The 17,380-nt window shown below is 67.3% G+C and carries 14 protein-coding genes and 1 tRNA gene; 4 read left to right on the top strand and 11 right to left on the bottom strand.

The window, feature by feature from the left end; all coding sequences use genetic code 11:
- Window positions 1-125: 125 nt before the first annotated feature.
- A complete protein-coding gene (locus DD559_RS02505) occupies window positions 126-407 on the bottom strand; it encodes a hypothetical protein (protein ID WP_116467798.1) in 282 nt (93 codons plus the stop codon).
- Window positions 408-419: 12 nt separating this feature from the next.
- Window positions 420-493 (bottom strand) — tRNA-Gln (locus DD559_RS02500).
- A 179-nt stretch (window positions 494-672) separates the two neighbouring features.
- Here DD559_RS02500 and DD559_RS02495 point away from each other — a divergent pair.
- The 3 genes from DD559_RS02495 (at window position 673) to DD559_RS02485 (ending at window position 3,115) form a co-directional block, all read left to right on the top strand.
- Complete coding sequence (locus DD559_RS02495) at window positions 673-1,710, top strand: Ppx/GppA phosphatase family protein (RefSeq protein WP_116467797.1); 1,038 nt, start codon at window positions 673-675, stop codon at window positions 1,708-1,710.
- A gap of 30 nt (window positions 1,711-1,740) precedes the next feature.
- The gene (locus tag DD559_RS02490) at window positions 1,741-2,439 is read left to right on the top strand and encodes an RlmE family RNA methyltransferase (RefSeq protein WP_116467796.1); all 699 of its coding nucleotides are present in this window, start codon (window positions 1,741-1,743) and stop codon (window positions 2,437-2,439) included.
- A gap of 148 nt (window positions 2,440-2,587) precedes the next feature.
- On the top strand, window positions 2,588-3,115 hold the full coding sequence (locus DD559_RS02485; RefSeq protein WP_116467795.1) for a DUF4269 domain-containing protein: 528 nt from the start codon (window positions 2,588-2,590) through the stop codon (window positions 3,113-3,115).
- A 57-nt stretch (window positions 3,116-3,172) separates the two neighbouring features.
- Here DD559_RS02485 and rpoZ read toward each other — a convergent pair whose 3' ends face one another.
- Window positions 3,173-3,517, bottom strand: coding sequence for a DNA-directed RNA polymerase subunit omega (gene rpoZ / locus DD559_RS02480; protein WP_116467794.1), 345 nt, complete (start codon window positions 3,515-3,517; stop codon window positions 3,173-3,175).
- Window positions 3,518-3,729: 212 nt separating this feature from the next.
- Here rpoZ and DD559_RS02475 point away from each other — a divergent pair, with 212 nt between their 5' ends.
- Complete coding sequence (locus DD559_RS02475; RefSeq protein WP_240610090.1) at window positions 3,730-4,899, top strand: phospholipase D-like domain-containing protein; 1,170 nt, start codon at window positions 3,730-3,732, stop codon at window positions 4,897-4,899.
- Window positions 4,900-4,908: 9 nt separating this feature from the next.
- Here DD559_RS02475 and DD559_RS02470 read toward each other — a convergent pair whose 3' ends face one another.
- From DD559_RS02470 to ku, 8 genes are all read right to left on the bottom strand, one after another.
- Window positions 4,909-5,796 carry a transglutaminase family protein gene (locus DD559_RS02470; RefSeq protein ID WP_116470666.1) on the bottom strand — a complete coding sequence of 296 codons (888 nt, stop codon included), beginning with the start codon at window positions 5,794-5,796 and terminating at the stop codon, window positions 4,909-4,911.
- The gene (locus DD559_RS02465) at window positions 5,796-8,276 is read right to left on the bottom strand and encodes a circularly permuted type 2 ATP-grasp protein (protein ID WP_116467792.1); all 2,481 of its coding nucleotides are present in this window, start codon (window positions 8,274-8,276) and stop codon (window positions 5,796-5,798) included. The genes DD559_RS02470 and DD559_RS02465 overlap by 1 nt, the downstream gene beginning before the upstream one ends.
- 76 nt (window positions 8,277-8,352) lie before the next feature.
- Window positions 8,353-9,564, bottom strand: coding sequence for a histidine-type phosphatase (locus tag DD559_RS02460; RefSeq protein ID WP_240610089.1), 1,212 nt, complete (start codon window positions 9,562-9,564; stop codon window positions 8,353-8,355).
- A 10-nt stretch (window positions 9,565-9,574) separates the two neighbouring features.
- A complete protein-coding gene (locus DD559_RS02455) occupies window positions 9,575-12,349 on the bottom strand; it encodes a TonB-dependent receptor (RefSeq protein ID WP_116467791.1) in 2,775 nt (924 codons plus the stop codon).
- Between the two features lie 35 nt (window positions 12,350-12,384).
- The gene (locus DD559_RS02450; RefSeq protein WP_240610088.1) at window positions 12,385-13,380 is read right to left on the bottom strand and encodes a FecR family protein; all 996 of its coding nucleotides are present in this window, start codon (window positions 13,378-13,380) and stop codon (window positions 12,385-12,387) included.
- Window positions 13,346-13,921 (bottom strand): RNA polymerase sigma factor, encoded by a 576-nt coding sequence (locus tag DD559_RS02445; RefSeq protein WP_240610087.1) that lies wholly within the window; start codon window positions 13,919-13,921, stop codon window positions 13,346-13,348. The genes DD559_RS02450 and DD559_RS02445 overlap by 35 nt, the downstream gene beginning before the upstream one ends.
- A 60-nt stretch (window positions 13,922-13,981) precedes the next feature.
- Entirely contained in the window at window positions 13,982-16,534 is a 2,553-nt protein-coding gene (gene ligD / locus DD559_RS02440) for a DNA ligase D (protein ID WP_116467788.1), read from the bottom strand.
- Window positions 16,527-17,378 (bottom strand): non-homologous end joining protein Ku, encoded by an 852-nt coding sequence (gene ku / locus DD559_RS02435; protein WP_116467787.1) that lies wholly within the window; start codon window positions 17,376-17,378, stop codon window positions 16,527-16,529. The genes ligD and ku overlap by 8 nt, the downstream gene beginning before the upstream one ends.
- Window positions 17,379-17,380 lie beyond the last annotated feature (2 nt).

Here is a 17,380-nt window from a genome sequence, read left to right as displayed (position 1 = left end):
ATACCGTGGCTCCAGCCGCTTCTCAGGCGATGCCGCCTGTATCGCACTTCCTGCATTTCGGCTGCCGATGATTGCCCCCAGGGGTTGGGCAGCGGATCGCCCACGCGCTTCTGCCGGTTCCGGTCCTAGTGCGGGAACGGCATATTCTGCCCTTCGAGCTTCAGCTCGGTTGCGGTGCGGTAGCCCCACGATCCGTCATCATGGAAGGTCAGCGTGATGCGGTACGCGTCGGTGCGGAAGGCCTGCTCCAGAAAGGTGGTCGAGTAGATGCCAAAGTCGGTCTCGCCGCGGCAGGACGCCTTGCTATCGCCGAATACAGCTTGGAGATAGGCCGAATGGCAATGCCTCCCGCGCTCAATGCCGAGAAGGCTGTCGGGACGTCGGCGTCCACTGGATTTCGCGGACATGCCGCGCGCTGTTGGATGCCCCGTGAGGATTCGAACCTCAATTGACGGAGTCAGAGTCCGTAGTCTTACCTTTAGACGACGGGGCACCGGACAGGTCGCGCCAGATAGGGCGGCACGGCCCGGCTGTCAACGCTGCATTGTTCCGCTCGCCTTGCGCTGGGCCCATCCCTCGTCTAGCCTCGCATCCAAGCACCGGCTGAGCCGTTTTGGTTCGGTGACGGAAGAGCATAAGCGAGTTGATGTGATGGGGGATGGCTCCGCCAGAATGCCCCGCGGAGGGCGCGTTGCCGCTGTCCGGCCCGTAGGGCCGGTGGCACCGAACCGCCCGGCGAATCGATGGAACGACGCAGGCCATTATGCCGCGCTCGATCTGGGCACCAATAACTGCCGGCTGCTGATAGCGCGTCCGCAAGGCGGCGGCTTTGCGGTGATCGATGCATTTTCGCGAATCGTGCGGCTGGGTGAAGGACTGGCAACCACCGGCAAGCTTTCGGATGCCGCGATCGAACGGACGCTGGCGGCGTTGCGCGTCTGTGCGGACAAGCTCAAGCGCCGCAACGTCACGCTCGCCCGATCGGTAGCCACGCAGGCGTGCCGGCAAGCGAGCAACGGCGGCGCCTTCATCGAGCGCGTCTATCGCGAAACCGGCATCGCGCTGGATATCATCACCGCGGAAGAGGAAGCCCGGCTGGCGGTGCTCGGCTGCCACGCCCTGCTGGAACCAGGCGACGGCCCGGCGCTGGTATTCGACATCGGCGGCGGATCGACCGAGCTGGTGCTGGTCGATTCGAAGGCCCCGGTGCCGCATATCCTCGACTGGCACAGCGCCCCCTGGGGCGTGGTGTCGCTCAGCGAGGCGACCGGGCAGAGCAAGGCCGTGGGTGCCGAAGCGCGAGCCGCCGCCTATGCGGACATGCGGGCGCGGGTGCGGGAAAGCTTCGCGCCGTTCGTCGCCCGCTTACGCACGCCCAAAGGCACCCGCAGGTTGCTGGGCACCAGCGGTACCGTGACGACGCTGGCCAGCGTCCATCTGGGACTCGCTTCCTACGACCGCTCCGCCGTCGACGGCCTGATCGTGCCGAGCGCGGCCATGCGCGCGGTAAGCGAAAAGATCGCCCGCATGAGCGTGAAGGAACGCGCCCAGGTGCCCTGCATCGGCAACGAACGTGCCGATCTGGTGGTTGCGGGCTGTGCGATCCTGGAGACGATCCTCGACATCTGGCCCGCCGAGCGGCTAGGCATCGCCGATCGCGGCATTCGCGAAGGCATCCTGCGGCGGCTGATCGGCGGCGCGCCCCTCTAGGTGGGCTAGTGAGTTTGTGAGGAAGATTCGATGAGCAGGGGCGGTGGCCGCGGCCATGTCCGCGTGCGGACGGCGCGCGGCCGTACGGCGCAATCGACGCGCTGGCTGGAGCGACAGCTGAACGATCCCTATGTCCGGCGCGCCAAGGCCGAGGGCTATCGCAGCCGCGCAGCATATAAGCTGACGGAGCTGGACGAGAAGTTCGGCTTTCTCAAGGGTGCCAGGCGGGTCGTCGATCTGGGCGTGGCACCCGGCGGCTGGACTCAGGTGGTGCGGCGCGTGCTGCCCAAAGCGGCGGTGGTGGGAATCGATCTGCTGCCCGTCGATCCGATCGAAGGCGCAACCCTTCTGCAGATGGATTTCATGGACGATGCCGCGCCGGACAAGCTGATCGAGGCGTTGGGCGGTATGCCGGATCTAATCCTTTCGGACATGGCGGCCAACACCGTGGGCCACCCGCAGACCGACGCGCTACGCACCATGGCGCTGGTCGAGACCGCGTTCGACTTCGCGCTCAAGACACTGGCGCCCGGCGGCGATTTCGTCGCCAAGGTGTTTGCGGGCGGCGCCGATTCGGCCCTGATCGCGGAGATGAAACGCGCCTTCGCCACCGTGAAGCACGCCAAGCCGCCCGCCAGCCGCAAGGGCTCGGTGGAATGGTATGTGGTGGCGCAGGGCTTCAAGGGGCGCAGCGAGCCGGCATCCGAGCCCGAGCAGGAACAGCAATAGCCTATCCTCCCCCGCCAGGGGGAGGTGGCGCGCGAAGCGCGGCGGTGGGGGAGGATGCCAGAACCTCTCGACCGTCGTGCTTCCTCTCCCTCCGTCAGGCTGCGCCTGACACCTCCCCCCGGCGGGGGAGGAAACGGTAGCGACGCACATGCGCCATTCCTATAGCCGCCCGTCCTATACCGAAGCGCTCGCGCAAAGCGGTGTTCTCACGCAACTCGCCGTCTTCGATCCGCACGTCGCGGGCACGCCGCCGCTCGGCCTCGACCTGCCCGACAGCGACGTCGACATCCTCTGCAACGCCCCCGATCCGCAGGTTTTCGCCTCGGCGGTTTGGGAATCCCATCGCGACCTGCCCGGTTTCGCGATGTGGCAGTGGCAGGGCAGCGATTGTCCCGTAGTCGCGCGCTTCCACTGCGCCGGCTGGCTGTTCGAGCTGTTCGGCCAGGCCTGCCCCGTTGCCGAGCAACTCGGCTGGCGGCACTTCGCGATCGAGCAGCGGTTGCTCGCGCTGGGCGGCGAACCGCTGCGCGCTGCCGTGATGGCGCGCCGGCACGCGGGCGCCAAGACCGAGCCCGCCTTTGCGCAGGTGCTGGGGCTGGCAGGCGACCCCTATGCCGCGCTGCTCACGCTCGAGCAGCTCGACGACGCCACCCTGCGCGCCCGGATCGGGGCATAAACAATAAGGGCCGGCGTCGCCGCCAGCCCCTTTGTCGTTGGTTCGCTTCGCAGGCGATCAGCCCTCGTAGTCGCTGCCCAGATTCTGGTTGCGCGGCGGCGCCGCCGCGGTAAGGCGCAGCGCCTCGGCTTGGGCCGCGATCGAACCGATTTCGTCCGGCGCTTCCTCGTCATCGATGCGGACGCGCTGGAGGCTCGATACCACCGCTTCCTGCAAGTGATCGGGACGAACCGTCTCTTCCGCGATTTCGCGCAGAGCGACGACCGGATTCTTGTCGCGATCGCGATCCAGCGTCAGATCGGCACCGCCGGAGATCTGACGCGCGCGCTGCGCGGCGAACAACACCAGGTCGAACCGGTTCGGAATCTTGTCGACGCAATCTTCGACAGTGACGCGCGCCATCCTGTTCTTCCTTGATTTCAGGGTGCGGGAAAGACGGGCCAGTTAGAGGCGGCGCCTGCAAATGTCAAGAAAAAGCCGGGCGGACGGCCGACGAACCCGCCGGCGGTTTCGATCGTTACGCACGCTCACAGCGCGGAGCACGACCATCGATGGCGCCCTATGCCGATTCTGTTCCCCTTGCCGCCCCGACTACCCATGGGCATGACCATGCCATGGCCCCTCCCACCCAGCCCAGCTTCACCGTCGACGGCAACCGCTTGTCGATGCTGACAGAAGGGCCGGAACGGCTGCGTGCGCTGCTGGCGCTGATCGCGGAAGCGCGACACACGCTGCGCGTCCTGTATTACATCTATCTCGATGACGACGCCGGCCGCGCCGTACGCCAGGCACTGATCGACGCTGCCGCGCGCGGCGTGCGGGTGGTACTGATCGTCGACGGACTTGGCAGCGAACCTGCGGAAGCGCACGACTTTTTCGCGCCGCTGCGCGATGCGGGCGTGGAAGTATGCCGCTTCGTACCGCGCTGGGGCCGGCGCTATCTCCTGCGCAACCATCAGAAGCTGGCATTGGCCGACGAGTCGCGCGCGATCATCGGTGGCTTCAATATCGAAACCAGCTATTTCGGCACCATCGCGGATCACGCCTGGCGCGATCTGGGGCTGCTGGTCGAAGGGCCGGCGGCCGAGCGCCTGACCGGCTATTTCGACGCGCTGGCGAGCTGGGCGAAGCGGCCCCGGGCTTCGCTTCGTGCGCTCGGACGGACGCTGAAGGCGTGGAGCGAGCCCGAAGGCGCCACCCGCTGGCTGCTCGGGGGACCGATGCGGCGGCTGTCGCCCTGGGCCCGCGTGGTGAAGCATGACATGGAAAGGGCAAAGCAGCTCGACATCATCGCCGCCTATTTTGCGCCCAGCCCGGCGATGCTGCGCCGGCTAGACAAGGCCGGGCGGCGCGGCCGCGTGCGGCTCGTGCTGCCGTCGAAGCTGGACCACGGCGCCGCGATCTGGGCGGCGCGGTTCACTTATGCCGGGCTGTTGCGGAAGAACGTGCAGATCCATGAATATCAGCCGACCAAGCTGCACACGAAACTCTATGTCATCGACGATATCGTTCATATCGGCTCGGCCAATTTCGACATCCGCAGCATGTTCCTTAATCTCGAGCTGATGCTGCGGATCAAGGACCGCGCCTTTGCCGCCCATGTCCGCGCCTATGTCGATGGCGAGGTGGCACAATCGGAGCGGATCACCGCCGAACTCTACAAGGCGCGGACGGGGTGGTGGACGCGCGCGAAACAGTTTGTCGCCTACTTTGTGATGGCGGTGCTCGACTATAACGTCACGCGGCGGCTGAACTTCGGCCCGAACGGCACGGTGGAGCATTGAGCCTGCCGATCAGGCCACCACGTCCAGCGGTTCGACATCGACCGAAACGCGCATGTCCTGCGCGCCCGATCCCAGCACGATGCCGTCGATCGGGGCGATATCGGCATAGTCGCGGCCGATCGCGACGACGATATGATCCTCGGCCATCCAGATACCGTTGGTGGGATCGACCCCCACCCAGCCCAGCTTCGGTCCGCACCACAGCAGCACCCACGCATGGGTGGCATCCGCCCCCACCAGCCGCGGCTGGCCGGGCGGCGGCAGCGTGCGAAGATAGCCGGAGACATAGGCGGCCGGCAGCCCGGCCGCGCGCAATCCGGAGAGCATGATCTGCGCGAAATCCTGGCAGACCCCGCCGCGCTGGGCGAAGGCCTCGTGCGGGGGGGTATCGACCAAGGTAGCGGTGGGGTCGAAGGTGAAGTCGCGCTGGATGCGACGGGCGAGCGCGATGCCGGCATCGAGGATGCCGCGATCGGGATCGAGTTCCTCGGCGCACCAGGCGGCGATGTCGCGATCCAGCGGAATCAACGGCGAAGGGAACAGATAGGCGGCAGGACCCGCCGGCGTGGGATCACGGCTTTCGCGTGCCCAGGCCGCGATCTGGCGCAGCGTCGGATCGTCCGGCGCGGGCACCGGAATCGGCCGATGAACGCGGATACGGGCGCGGCTCTCGATCGTCAGGCTGCTGGCATCATGCTCGACGACCAGCCGCACGACATTGGCGAGCCCCGCTTCCGCCCGTGCCGGATAGGTGCGCCCGCCCGGTTGCACCGTCAGCCGGTAGTCTTCGATGGTCTGGCCGGACCAGAGGATGGGCTTCAGGCGCAAATTGCAGCGCGCGAAGGCGACCGGCTGGGCATAGTCGAATCGCGTCACGTGGCGGATGCCGTAGAACATCATGCGAGCACCAGCCCCGCCGCCCGCAGCGGCTCGGCACCGTGCAGGAAATAGCGGCGGCCGATCGCATCCGACAGCGCGCCGAGCCGGGCCTGGAGATCGGCCAGCCACGCATCGTCGATCCGTGTCGCCCGCGCCGTGACCAGTGCCGCCGCGATCGCGCGGGCCTGTTCCTGCTGCGGCTCGGCCAGGCCATCATCGGATAGCACCGGCAGCGCATTGAGATGGGCGGAGATCGCCGCGGCCTGGAACGCGATGCCGCGCGGATTGCCCGGATCGAGCGCCAGCAGATCGAGCACCGGCACCCGCGCCATCCCGGTCAGATAACGCTGCCGATAACTGATCTGGCTGTCGCTGAGATCGAGCAAGGTGGAAAGATCGTCGGCAGTGGCATCGGGCTGGCCCAGCGCGCGGAGGAAACCGATCGTTGCCAGCGCCCGCTCCACCCGGCGGCCGAGATCGTGGAAGCGCCAGGCATCGGTACGGCCCATATGCTCGGCCGCCTGCCCGGCCAGCGCAGAATAGCGACGCTGCAGCGATCCGGCGCGATCGAGCAGCACGCCGCGTTCGGGAAAGGGCGCATCGAGCAGCCGGATCATGTCCGCCGACAGGCGATCGCGCGATACCGCCCCGATCATGCGTGCCTGCTGGTTGATCCTGCGCACGCTCTGCCCCTCGCCCTCCGCTTCCAGGGCGGCGCGGGCAAGCTGGGTGAGATCCTGACGCTTCAGCGCACGCGGTGCCGGCGCCGCACCGGCGGTAACGACGATCTGTGCGAGCCGGCCCACCGTTTCCGGCGCCAGCGCCGCACCGGTATCCGCGCTGATCGAATGGCCGAGCAGCACCCGCAGCACCGAGAGCAGCGCCTCGCCCCGTTCCAGATAGCGACCGAGCCAGAACATGTTGTCCGCAACGCGGCTGGGCAGTGTGCCCGGATTGCGGCGCAGCTGGGTGGAATCCCCCGCCGGCAACAGCGATACCGGCAGCACCGGATCGGGCCCATGGACGCAGACATCGGCGGACCAGCTGCCCTCCCCCATCACCGCCGCCCGCGCATCGGCATGATCGCCGATCCGCGCGAAGCCGCCGGGCATCACCACCCAGCGCCCTTCCGCATCGCGCGCCGCGAACACGCGCAGCGTGAACGGCCGCGCGGCCAGGCGATCCTCGTTGACCGCAGGCATGGTGGAAAGGCAGACCAGTTCCTGCCCGACATAATCCTGCGGCCGTCGACCCAGATCGTCGAGCAGCGCCGCACGCGCCGCGGCATCAAGCTGCGCGCCGATCGCCTGCCCGCCGCCCGGCAGACCCAGCGGCGGCGTGCCGAACGCGGGTGCCAGCACCAGCCCCTCGATATTGGCGGCGACATGGGCAGCCTCCGCCGGCTGGCCGCACCACCAGGTGGCGATGTTGGGCAGGCGCAGCGGCTCGCCGAGCACGATCTCGCTCAGCCGCGGCAGGAAGGCGGCAAAGGCCGGCGCTTCGAGCAGCCCGGCGCCGGGCGCGTTGGCGATCACGACATTGCCGGCCACCATCGCATCGATCAGCCCGGCGACGCCGATCCGCGAATGCGAATCAAGCGCCAGCGGATCCAGAAAACGTGGATCGAAACGGTGCCACAGCGCATCGATGCGCTTCAGCCCGGCGATGGTGCGGACATAGAGCCGATCGTCGAGCACGGCGAGATCGGCGCCCTCCACCATCAGGAAGCCCAGATAGCGGGCGAGATGCGCCTGTTCGGCATAGCTGGCGGTGAAGCGCCCCGGCGTGAGCAGCGCCATGCGCGGTTCGGCACGGCGACAGGCGGCGGCGACGCCATCGCGAAAGGCAGCGAAGAACGGAGCGTGGCGTTCGATGTTGAGCCGCCCCTGCAGACCGCCCAGCGTGCGCGCCATCGCCAGCCGGTTTTCCAGCGCATAGCCGGCACCCGCGGGCGCCCGCAGATGATCGGCCAGCACCCGCCAATGGCCATCGGGGCTGCGGCACAGATCGAACGCGACGAAGTGAAGATGGTGTTCCCCCGGCGGCGTCAGATGGGTGAGCGGCCGCAGGAAGAACGGACTGCCGGTCAACAAGGCGGCCGGGACATGGCCTTCCGCGACCAGCTGGCAGGGACCGTACAGATCGCGCAGCAGCGCTTCCATCAGTTCGGCACGCTGGACCACGCCCGCTTCGATCCCGCGCCATTCGGCGGTTTCGATCAGCAAGGGCACCGGCGAAAGCGGCCAGGGGCGTTCTTCCCCTTCATCCCCGACGCGGTAGCCGGTGCCGATATCCTCGGCGTGGCGATGGGACCGTTCCCGCGCCAGCGCGAACCCCTCGCCGGAAAGCCCGGCCAGTTCCTCGAACAGCGCGCGCCACGCATCGCCCACGGGCGCGCACAGCACGTCCCCTGCCGGCGCGAGCCCGCAATATTCCGTTATCCAACGATCGGCGATCGTGCCGGCGTCGAACAATCCCGCCTCGGCAAGGCTGGCCACAGCTGCTTCCCTTTCTCGGCCGTGGTGATGGGCGAAACGATGGTGCCATGCAACACGGGAGATGTTCGGGACTGCGTTAGCCGAGCTTGGCGAGCGCTGCGTCCAGGGTACACAACCCTGCCTGACCGCGCGCGTTGCATCCGGGGATGGAAAGAATCCGATCGTGCGGGCCGTGGATGCCCAGCGGCCGGGCGCTGCGGAGCTGCTCCAGCGTCTGCGCGCGATAGCGGATGCGGACATAGCGCGTGCCGGCCTTGTCGTGCAGCCGCTCCAGGATCAGCGCACCGCCGGGCACCGGATCGTCGGCGGCGAAGCCCGGCACCTGCCAGTGCACCGCGAACAGCCCGCCAAGATTGGCGATGTTGGTGTCATGGCCGGAGATCATCGTGATGCGCGGGCCGGTATCGGCCAGCCCGGCGCGAACGATATCGGCCAGCCCGGCGAAATTGGCCGCGGCAATGTCGCGCGGGCGGGCGAGGATGCGGAACTCGAGGGCGTGGAACTCCCCCAGCGCGGTGACGTCGGCCAGCGTCGCGCGGCCCCAGCCAATCTCCGCCATCGGCTTGCCCTCGGCCGCCTCGAGCAGCAGGATCTGGGCGGCGGTGGAGGCGCGGTCGAGCGCGCCGGTGAGTTTGGGGCGCTTGTCCGCGCGCGCCGGGGCGACCCCGGTCGGTGTGGCGGAAACGCCGCAGCCGGGGCGCGGGGTGCCGCACAGAATCGTGTCGAGCCGGGTGAGCAGCGGCCGATAGCGCGCGTCGAGCGCGGCGAACCCGCCGGGGCCGACTTCGGCCGCCACGGCCGCATCGGCCCGGGCAGGGTCGAGCGGTGCCTTGCCCGATTCGATCGCCGAGAAGCGGGGATCGGGTTCGTCCTGCGGGCGATGGTCGATCGCCAGCGTGCAGCCCGGCACCAGCGTCGCCGCCCAGGCCTTGGCCGTCGCGATGGTGCGTTGATCGCTGTCCGCGACGATGCGGATCGCGGCGGGCACGGGGCAGCCCTTGGCCGGGAGCAGGCCGTACTGGCGCCATGCGACCCCATCGGCGCTGCCCAGCCGCGCCACGGCGGCGGCGCCGTGGGGGGTGAGCCAGCCCGGCCGAACCGGCCAGTCCGGCCAGCGATCGGGGGTGACCTCGGCCGGCATCGCCGGAGCCTTGGTCGGCGGGCGGACACCATGGCGCATCAGCACCACGACACGGTCCACCACCAGCGGATCGGCGGGGCGGGTGCCGGCGATCGCCGGTGAACCCATTGCCAGCGCCAGCCCCAATGCGATCCGCAGCTTCATCATCGTTCGTTCCTCAGAAGTGGATCTGCACGCCGCCGCGCAGCTGCGTGCCATAGCGTTCGCGTTCAACCAGCAGGTTGCGCGAACCGATATAGCGGCGCCACGGCGCGTCGGTCAGGTTGATCGCATCGCCGAACAGGGTGAACTGCGGCGTCACCTGATAGCTGAGGTGCACGTCGAGCTGGCCATTGCCATCGGTATATTGGTCGGTCGCCGCCGCCGTCGAAATCGTATCGAGGTACGAGGAGCGATAGTTGAACGCGACGCGCGCGCTCAGCCCATATTTCTCGAAGAAGATCTGCGCATTGCCGACATTCTTCGACTGGAAGGCGAGCGGAAGGTCGCCGGCGCGGACGGCACCGGCATTGGCGTGGCCCCAGACATGGGTGAAGTTCGCCGAGACGCCGAATCCGCCGAGCAGGCCGGGCAGGAAGGTGAACTGCAGCTGCACATTGCCTTCGACGCCGGTGATCGTTTCCGAATCGGCGTTGAGCAGGCTGGTGACGTTGGCCGCGGCATAGGTGACGTTGGCCGCGGTCACGTTGGTCTGGCGAACGGTGTTGCTGTAGATCGGGTTGTCGATCTGCTTGTGGAAGGCCCCCGCCGAGACGATCGCACCCGGCGCCGGATAGAATTCGAGCGTCGCGTCGTAATTCACCGCGCGATAGGGTTTGAGGTTCGGATTGCCGAGCGCAATCGCCGCGGTCGCGGGATCGCTGGTGTCGACCACCACGAACGGCGCGAGGTTGGCATAGTTGGGGCGGCCGATCGACGTGGTCACCGCGCCGCGCAGCAACAGGTCCCGCGTGAGTTCGAACTTGGCGTTCACGCCGGGGAACACGTCCGTATAGCTGGTGTGGCCGAAGCTGTTATAGCCATCGGTCAGGGTCGAGGCGGCGTTGACCACCTTGGCCTTCACATCATCCTCGGTATGTTCGACGCGCACGCCCGGAATCACGGTGAGGCCGCCGAACTTCAGCGTCGCCATCACATAGCCTGCGGCGATATTTTCGCGAACCTTGGAATCGTTCGACAGCGTGTCGCTGATCGTGCTCGTCGTATTCAGCTTCGCAACCGAGGGGTTTGCGTTGAAATAGGCGGCTGCATTGGCATAGTTGATCCGCTCGCCAAAGCCGAACATGCCGTCATAAAAGTCGGTCTCGCCGATGCTGGCGACGTTGCTGCCCAGCGTCCATTTGGTGCCGCCGGCGCCGTAATTCGACTTGTTCTGATCGTTATATTTATCGCGCGTCAGATATTTGCCACCCAGCTTGATGCTGGAATCATCGCCGATCGCGACCGGGTGGCTGTAATCGATGCGGCCTTGCCACAGTTCCTCATAGGTGAAGCGCTGGTCGAAATTGACCTTGCTGAACAGGAACAGCGACGGGTTGGTGAACACCGGCGTCGTCGCCGCGAGGGTATAGGGGTAGGTGGTGGGATCGTAGCGCAGCGTCAGCGGCTTCTTCTTGTCGGTCGCGAAGGTGAATTCGCTGCGCAGCGGATCGCTTTTCTCGGCGCGGGTCCAGTTGCCCGAAAGCTCCAGCGTGCCGCCGGCGACGTCGCGGAATTCTCCGCCGAGGGTGACCGACTTGGTGTTGTCGTCCTCGTTGCGGTTGCGCACCAGGATCGATGCGCTGCCGGTCAGCGCATTGGGGTCGCCAACGGCGAGCCGGTTCTGGTCGCGCGTCTCATGGTCCTGGAACTTCGAATAGCTGGTGCGCAGGTACAGCTTCGCCGCATCGCTGGCGTGCCAGTCGAAATTGCCGACCACGCCCAGGCGGGTGCGGGTGAGGTTATAGTCGCGCAGACCGTTGCCGTCGGGAATGCCGGCGGCACTCCAGTTGCTCGAGCCCTGGTAGTTCTGGCTCTCGATCGGGCGCTGCGAATAATTGACCGAGACGACCGCGCCGAACTGCTGCTGCGCGCCGAAGCGGCCCCCCACGGTGCCGTCCAGCTCATAGGGCACCTTATGATTGAGCGAATACCAGCCCTGCGCGGCGCGCGCGTCGAGGAAGAAGGGCTTGGCGCTGTCAAAGCCGGTGCGGGTGCGGATCGCCACTTCGCCGGCGATCGCATTGGCGTCCTGGCTGGCGAGCAGCGACTTGGTGATCGCAACCGACTGGATCATCGCTGAGGGAAGATCGTCGAGCTTCACCTGGCGGCTGCCGGGTTCGGGGGCGGGCAGCGTCTGGCCGTTGAGCGTGACGTTGAGCAGGCTGGGATCGATGCCGCGGACGATCGCATAGCGGCCCTCGCCCTGATCATTGGCGACCGACAGGCCGGGCAGGCGCTTGATCGCCTCGGCGACATTCTGGTCGGGCAGCTTGCCGACATCATTGGCGTGCAGCGTTTCGATGACGTTGTCGGCGGCGCGCTTCTCGGCCACCGCTTCGCGCTGCGAGGCGCGGAAGCCGGTGACGACGATCTCGCCCGGGGCCTCTTCGGCTGCCGGTTCGGCCTGGCTGGTTCTGGCCCGATATTCGCCTGGAACGATCACATAGACATTCGGCCCAGGGCTGATCGCAATCAGGCCGGTGCGAGCAAGCATCTGTTCCAGTGCGCCATCCACCCGCAGCTTGCCCACAACGGCATTGGTGCGATGACCCGCACCGACGCTGCCCGCGACCATGATCTGCACGCCGCTCTGGCGGGCCAGCAGCCGCACCGCGGCGGTGACGTCCTGCGCGGGAATGTTGAAGCTCTGCACCTGCGCCAGCGCGGGCTGGGCGAGCGTGCTCATCGCCACGACTGCCGTCGCGCCGAGCCAGCGATTCTTCGAGATCATGTCTTCCACCCCCCGGAGCCGGAATGGCTCGGTTGTCAAAGGCTCGACGGGGGGCGGCGCGATTTCCTTAGCGAGGGGCTAATTTTTTCCGGGGCGCCGATCAGGATCGCATCCTGGCCGATCCGCGCGCGGGTGCCGAGGCCGATCGCCGCGCTCTGGGCGAAGCCGGCGGGATCGTCGATGCGGAAGGCGCCGTACAGCTTCTCGCGGCCAAGCGCCGGGCTGGCGAGGGTGATCTGCAGCGGGTTGTGGCGATTGAGCTCGGCCACCGCCTCGGCCAGCGTTTCACCGTCGAGGTCGAGCCGGCCGCTGGTCCAGCCGAGCGCACGCTCGATGCCGGGCGCGTCGATGCGCTCCACGGTGGGGCTTGCCGTCCCGTCGATCGCGAAGCGCGCACGCTGGCCGGCGGCAAGACGCAGCGTGCGGCCGGCGGACTGGACCTGCACCAGCCCTTCGCTCACCAGCACTTCCACCGTGCCGGCGGCGCGATCGGCGTCGACCTGGAACACGGTGCCGATATCGGTGATCGTCACGTCGCCGACGGTGACGCGGAACGGCGCGGCGGCATTGTGGCGGACGCGGAACAGCGCCTTGCCGTCGGTGAGTGCCACGGTCCGCGCGCCGGGGCCGATCCGGGTGACAAGAGCGCTGCGGGCATCGACCGCAAGCGACGAACCGTCGTGCAGCGCGACCGAGCGGACCTCGCCGATGCCGGTGCGGATCTGCTCGCCGCGTGCCGGCAGCAGCAGTGCGGCGGTGGCGATCGACGCGGCCAGCGCCGCCGCTGCGCCGCCGAGCAGCCAGCGGCGGCGGGCGGGCGCCTTTTCTTCCAGCGCCAGTGCTTCGGGTGCCGTGCCGCCCAGCATCGCCAGCGTCGCCTGTGCGCGCAGCAGCGCACCGGGATGCACGGGGTCGGCGCGCAGCCAGCGATCGAGGCCGGCGGGGCTGGTTTCGGGCGATGCGTCTATCCGGGCCGCCCAGCGGGCAGCCTCGTCTTCAAGCCGGGATGCGGGTTTGCCGCGGTTCGCCAACGCCCAATTCTTCCTTCTCGAACCCCTCGGTCCGTACCGCGCGCTGGATGCTCCGGAGCGCCTTCTGCACATCGTTCTCGACGATGCTTTCACTTACCCCGAGCCGCCGCGCAATCTCTCGTTGCGGCAGCCCTTCGATTCGCTTGAGCGTGAAGATGGTGCGGCATCGCTCGGGCAGATCGGCGAGCAACTGCTCCACCATCCGCATTTGCTCGCGCGCCGCCACCGCCGCTTCCACGCCCAGTTCCTCTGCTTCGACGAGCCAGGTCGCAATTTCCGTAACTTCCTCGAAGCGCACGACGCGGGCGCGGCGCAACTGGTCGCGCCAGAGATTCTTCACCATCTGCATGAAATAGGCGCCGGGCCGATCGACATGGGCGATGCTGTCCATCGCGGCGAAGCGGCAATAGGCATCCTGGATCAGATCGTCGATATCCGCTTCCGCCACGCCGGCACGGCGCAGCGCGCCGCGCACTTGCGGTTCCTGCGGCACCACATGCAGCGCCACCCAGCGGATGATCTCGGACGAAGCTGTGCGCACGGACCTGCCTTCCCGCAGGCCCCGCTAAGGCGCGCGTGCGAAATTCTCGTGACGGACAGGTTACAGATCGGGGAGCGTCTGGTCGGCGGTGCCCCAGCCCCGCAGCGCGCGGCTGGCGGCGCGTGCGATCAGCGCATCGGCGTCGCGGATGGTGAAGGTGCCCGCGCTGTCGATGGTGCGCAGCTCGCTCCAGGTGACAGGCGCGGCGACCGGCGCATTTGCCCGCGCGCGGGCGACATAGGGCAGCACCGCCGTCGCCCCGCGCTGGTTGCGCAGATAGTCGATGAAGATGCGGCCGGTGCGGCTTATCTTTTTAAGATTGGCGGTGAAGCGGTCAGGCTCGGCCTGCGCCAGCGCCTTGGCGAAGCGTTCGCAGAAGCTCTTCGCGGCCGGCCACTCCGCCCTTGGCACCAGCGGCACCACCACATGCACGCCCTTGCCGCCGGATAGCATCGGCCAACTGGTGAGGCCGATTTCGGCGAGCTGCTCCTTCAGATACGCCGCGGCCTTCTTCACCGCGGCGAAGTCGAGTCCCTCGTCCGGGTCCAGATCGAACACCAGCCGATCGGGCTTCTCGACATCGCCGACGCGCGATCCCCAGCCATGGAATTCGATCGTGCCCATCTGCACGCAGGCGAGCATGCCGTCGGCGTCGGAGAGGTAGAGATAGGGCTCGGTCGATCCGTCCTTTTCGCGAATGTCGACATGGTGGACCTGCTCGCCGAAGCTGCCGGCATCATGCTTCTGGAAGAAGCATTGCCTGGCGCGGCCTTGCGGGCAGCGGACCAGGCTGATCGGGCGATCGGCGAGCCAAGGGAGCGCGATCGGCGCGACGGCGGCGTAATAGTCGGCGAGATCGCCCTTGGTAAGCTTCGATTCGGGGAAGATCACGCGGTCACGGCTGCTGATCTTGATCGTGCTGGCTGCGGTCTCGGGCAGGGCCGCCGGCTCTTCGGCGACCACGGCATCGGCCGCCTTGTCCTCGCGTAGCCCCAGGAAACTTGCATGGCGCACCACCTTCTCGGCAGTGAACTCCGCAAAGGCCACCTCCGCGACCAGTTCGGGCTGTACCCAGTGCGCACCGCGCGCCTCGGGGCGGGGCACTTTGGCGGCGGGCATGTCGGTGGCGCGCTGGTCGAGGCGCTCGCGCAGGGAGCGCAGCGTCTCGCGGTCGAAGCCCGTACCGACTTTGCCGGCATAGACCAGCCCATCCCGGCCGTTCAGGCCAAGCAGCAGCGACTTGAACTCCCGGCCCCGCGCGGTGGAGGGAATCCAGCCCAGGATCACGAATTCCTGGCGATGGGTGCATTTGATCTTCAGCCACACCTTGCTGCGCGTACCGCGATAGGGCGCATCAGCGCGCTTGGACACGACGCCCTCGAACCGGTCACGGCACATTGCCGCGAACAGCTTTTCGCCCTGGCCAAGGACATGCTCGGAGAAGCGGATGCGATCGTCAGCGCCGTCGAGTAGCGAACGCAGCCGTTCCTTGCGCTCCAGCTGGGGAAGCGCCGTCAGGTCCTCGCCGGCTTCGGCGAGCAAATCGAAGGCGAAGCAGATCAGCCCCCCGCCGCCGGCGGAAATCGCCTCCTGCAGCGTCGAGAAATCAGGCTTGCCGTCTTTCATCGCGACGATCTCGCCGTCGAGCAGCGCGCCCGGCGGCAGCGTCGCAGCGGCTTCGGCGATGCCGGGGAATCGCTCGGTCCAGTCGAGGCCGGAGCGCGTATAGAGTCTGGGCCCGCCCGTGCCGGTGGCGATCAGCGCGCGATAGCCGTCATATTTGATCTCGTGGAGCCACTGGTTGCCGGTGGGGACGGTGTCGACCAGCGTGGCGCGCTGGGGTTGCTGGAACGGTGGCGCCTTGGGCTTTTTACGGGACCGTGCACCGATTTCACCTTTGTCACTCCCGCGAAGGCGGGAATCCATTGACGGAGGCGTCTCGGCTCCTGCTGCTGAGCGCTTTGCTAATGGATCCCCGCCTTCGCGGGGATGACGATGGAGGGCGGGTCGGTTCCGCCCCTCGACGTGCTCGGGTTTGGCGCCCTCGGCGATCTCCTGCATCGTGCGGCCGGTCGTGACGCTGGTCAGCCCGGTTTCCACCAGTTCGTCCGTGGCGCCCGCAAACCCATCGTCGATCTTGCGGAGCAGCCAGTTCTCAGCCTTTTCCTTACCCCTCGGCTTCAGCCGGATCAGCAACCATTCGCCCTGCATCCGATGCCCGTGCAACACGAAATGGAGATGCCCCTTGTCCAGGTCCTCGGCGCGCTTGCCCGGGATCGGCTCCCAGGTGCCGCTGTCCCACAGCATCACGGTGCCGCCGCCATATTCGCCCTTGGGGATGGTGCCTTCGAAATCGGCATAGGAGAGCGGATGATCCTCGGTCCGCACCGCCAGCCGCTTCTCGTCGGGGTCGAGGCTGGGGCCGCGCGTCACCGCCCAGCTCTTGAGCACGCCGTCCACTTCCAGACGGAAATCCCAATGGAGACGCGTCGCATCATGTTTCTGGACCAGAAAGCGGTTGCCGCTGCCCTTGGCGACCGTGCCGGCAGGCTCCGACGTCTTCGCGAAGTCGCGCTTGGCATGGTAGCGGGCGAGGCTGCCGGGCTCAGGCACGTTTCTTCGCCGCCGGTTTCTTCGGCGGAGCCTTTTTGGGCGTGGCCTTCGCCTTGACCTCGGGTCCCAGCGATTTCTTGAGCGCTGCCATCAGATCCACGACGTTCGATCCGCGCGGCTCGGCCTTGTCGGGATCTTCGATGATCTTCGCGCCCTTGGCCTTCTTCTTCTTCTCGATCAGGCTGCGCAGCGCATCGACATAGCGATCGTGAAAGCCCTTGGGGTCAAACCTGCCCGATTTCTTCTCGATCAGCGTCTGGGCCAAGTCGAGCAGTTCGGGATCGGGATCGGCATCGGGGATCTCGCGGAAATAGCCCTGCGCCTTCTGCACTTCATCGGCATAGCGCAGCGTCTCGAGGATCATACCGCGCCCGCAGGGCTTGAGGCTGACGACATATTCGCGGCCGCGCATCGCGAGCTGGCCCAGCCCCACCTTGCGCGCCCGCCGCAGCGCCTCGCGCAGTACGATGAAGGCTTCCTCCGCCAGGTCGTCCGCCGGCACGACGAAATAGGGCCGCTCGTAATAGAGCACGTCGATATCGTCGGCATCGACGAACTGGGTGAGTTCCAGCGTCTTCTTCGATTCGAGCTTCACCGCATCGATCTCGTCCTGGTCGAGCAGGACATATTCGCCCTTCTCGATCTCGTAGCCCTTCACGATCTCGTCGGGCTCGACCGCGCCGACGCCGGGGGCCACCTTCTCATACTTTATCCGCTGGCCGCTCGGCGCGTGGATCTGGTGGAACGCGATCTGTGCGCCGGATTTGGTGGCAGTGTAGATCTCGACAGGAATCGAAACGAGGGCCAGCCGGATCTGTCCCTGCCAATAGGCGCGCGCGGCCATGC

It is taken from the genome of Sphingomonas pokkalii, assembly GCF_003096275.1.
GTDB lineage: Bacteria > Pseudomonadota > Alphaproteobacteria > Sphingomonadales > Sphingomonadaceae > Sphingomonas > Sphingomonas pokkalii.
This window is presented reverse-complemented; position numbering and strand designations above follow the sequence as displayed.